Source organism: Nocardiopsis baichengensis YIM 90130, assembly GCF_000341205.1.
Classification (GTDB): Bacteria; Actinomycetota; Actinomycetes; order Streptosporangiales; family Streptosporangiaceae; genus Nocardiopsis_A; species Nocardiopsis_A halophila.
In genome coordinates this window covers 1-2,822 of record NZ_ANAS01000055.1, presented here as the reverse complement: position 1 = coordinate 2,822, position 2,822 = coordinate 1, and the positions used below count along the sequence as shown (strand labels likewise).

1 protein-coding gene is annotated in these 2,822 nt (G+C 70.2%); it reads right to left on the bottom strand.

The annotated features are described in order from the left end of the window. Nucleotides 1-2,405: DUF6531 domain-containing protein (locus tag C892_RS0128190; protein WP_017559948.1), on the bottom strand; the 2,405-nt coding region annotated here is incomplete at its 3' end. Nucleotides 2,406-2,822 lie beyond the last annotated feature (417 nt).

The window sequence follows — 2,822 nt, the reverse complement described above, 5'->3', positions numbered from 1 at the left end:
TGCCCCGTGGGGCTGTATTCGATGTCGGTGCCCTCGCCGACCCCGGTGAGGTTTCCGGCCTCGTCGTAGACCAGCTCGGTGTCGTCCACCGCGGTGACCTGGTCGGCCTTGTTGACCTCGTACTCGGTGTCGCCGGAGGCGGTGAGGTTGTCGGCCTCGTCGTAGGTGTAGTCCTGCCCGCCGTCGCTGGTCAGTCGGCCGCGCTCGTCGTAGGTGAACTCCAGGCTCTGGCCGTTGACGGTGCGCGACTGCAGCTTGGTGCTCTCCTGCCCCTCCTCGTCGGTGTAGGAGTAGGCGGCCTCGGCCAGGGCCTGGCCGTCGGCGTTGGCCATCACCGACTCCACCAGCAGCCCGGCCTCGTTGTGCTCCAGCTCCTGGGTGGCCCCGTCGGGGAAGGTGATGCGGCTGCGGTTGCCGGCCTCGTCGTAGCCGATCTGCGTGTCGCCGCCGGAGTCGTCGGTGACGGTGGTCGGGCGGTTGGCGGCGTCGTAGGCGTAGGCGGTGGTGGCGCCGTGCTCACTCAGAGAGGTCAGGTTGCCGGCCTTGTCGTAGGTGTAGTCGTAGGACTCGTGGTCCTGGCCGTCGTCGCGCCCGGTGTTGGCCACCTCGCCGCGCTTGTTGTAGGCGTGGGCCACGGTGGCCTGGGGCGTGTGGGTGGCGGTGACGTCGCCGTTGGCGTTGTACTCCGTGGACTGCACGATGTCGCCGTCGTGGACGATCTCGGTGAGGCGGTCCAGGGCGTCGTAGGAGTACTCCAGGGTGGTGCCGTTGCCGTCGGTGACGCTGGTGATGCGGGACAGGGCGTCATAGGTGAAGCTGGTGGTGCCCAGCGGGTCGGGCTGGTCGATCCCGGTGAGGTTGCCCTCATCGTCGTAGGAGAACTCGGTGGTGGCGCCCCGGGCGTTGGTCTGTGAGGCCAGGGTGCCGTTGTTGTTGTACTCCAGGCGGGCTTCGGGCTCCTCGGCGCCGGGGCGGCGGATCTCGGTCAGGTTGCCGCGGTCGTCGTAGTCCAGCTCCATCTCCTCGTCCGGGGCGGTGATGGAGGTGGGCTTGTGCGGGTTGGCCGAGTCGGCGTATCCGATCTGGTATTCGGCCCCGGTGGGCAGCTCGGTGCCGACCATGTTGTTCAGGTCGTCGTAGTCGTAGGTGGTGGAGTTGCCCGCGGGGTCGGTCGCGCCGGCCACCGAGGCCGCCGGGGTCCAGGTCGTCGAGCGGGTGTTGCCCTCGGGGTCGGTGGCCTCTTCCTGACGGCCGTGTTCGTCGAAGGCGTGGGTGGAGGTGTTGCCGCGTGGGTCGGTGACCTCGGTCTCCCGGTCGCCGTAGTCGTAGGCGGTGGTGGCGGTCTCGTCGCCGGTCACCGGCTCGGTGAGCTCTTGGAGGCGGCCGTTCCCGTCGTGGTCGAGGCGCCAGGTGTGGCCGCGGGCGTCGGTGATCTCCTCCAGGTGGCCGTTGTCGTCGTAGGCGAAGGCGGTGTCCTGGCCCGCGCGGTCGGTGATGGCGGTGAGCTGCCCGTCGGCGTTGTAGCCGTATTCGGCGGCGGTGGTGCCGGTGGGGTCGGTGATCTCGCTCAGCCCGATGCGCAGGTCGTGCCAGTCGATCTCGGTGACGCGGTCCTGGTCGTCGCTGACGGAGGTGATCAGCCCGTCCTCGTCATAGCCCAGACTCTGGGTGTTGCCGTTGTGGTCGCTGAGGGAGTAGAGCCACCCGTCGGCGGTGAAGGTCCACATCTGGTCGGCGTAGGGGCCCTGGTGGAAGGTCAGGGCGTAGCGGCCGTTGTCGAGCTCTTCGAGGTCGGCCTCCATCTCCTCGGGCGATTCGAAGGCGCCCCCGCCCTGGTCGGTGAAGGTCTCGCAGAACCCGGAGGGGCCGCGGAAGACGACGTCGTCGGAATCGTCGATGAAGTCCAGGCCCACGTCGGTACCGGTGTTGAGCTTCCAGCCGTTGGTGCCCAGGTCCTGGCTGTTGTAGACGCTGGACAGCGACAGGTCGATGCCGGTGCCGGGGATGGTCAGGTCGCGGTGGCGCAGGACGGTGTTGCCGTTGTCCAGGTTGACGTCCAGCTCCATGCGGTCGCTGATCTGGTGGCGCTCCATCGGGTAATGGCTCTGCACCCCCCGGTTGGTGCCGTCATCGCACGACTGCCCGGCCTGGGCGTCCGGGGTCGACATGGTCTGGGGGGCCTGGTCGGCCTCGCGCTCGTGGGGCTGCTTCCAGCCCTCATCGGGCGGGTCGCCGCCCGAGGGCTCGGAGCCGGTCTCCTCGGGCGGGGTCCAGGTATCGCCCCCGGGCACCTGCCGCGAGCCCGGATCGTGGGGCCCGGCCAGGGCGGGGGGCGCTGAGAGCAGGGACGCCGCGGTGGCCAGCGCGGTCGCGGCCGCGGCGGCGGGGATGATGGATCTGCGCATCGTGGATCTGCGCGGGGAATGCGCGGACATGCTCCTCCGTAGCCTGGTGCGCCTTGGCACACCCGGGGGCGCGCAAAGGCGGAAGGGGGTGGCACCGGTCGGCGGACTTCTCGGGCGGTGGTGTGGCCCTGGTCCGGTGGGCGAGCGGGGTGGGGGCGGTGTGCCTCCAGGGGGTGAGGGGGCGGAGCCGACGGCTACTCCGGAGACTTTCCTGGGAGAACTCTCAGGAACGGCCGGTCGGGCACCGTAGGAGCGCTGAGCTCTGGACCGCAACCGCCCTCAGGCTGCGCCCCGGCCCCTCGGGTTGACACCCGCACCGGCCCGCCGCGGACGCCGGGCGGCACTGGGCACGACGGCCCGGCGCAGCGCACGGTCCGGTTGCATGATCGTGAGGTTTGAGCCCGGCCTCATCGGCGA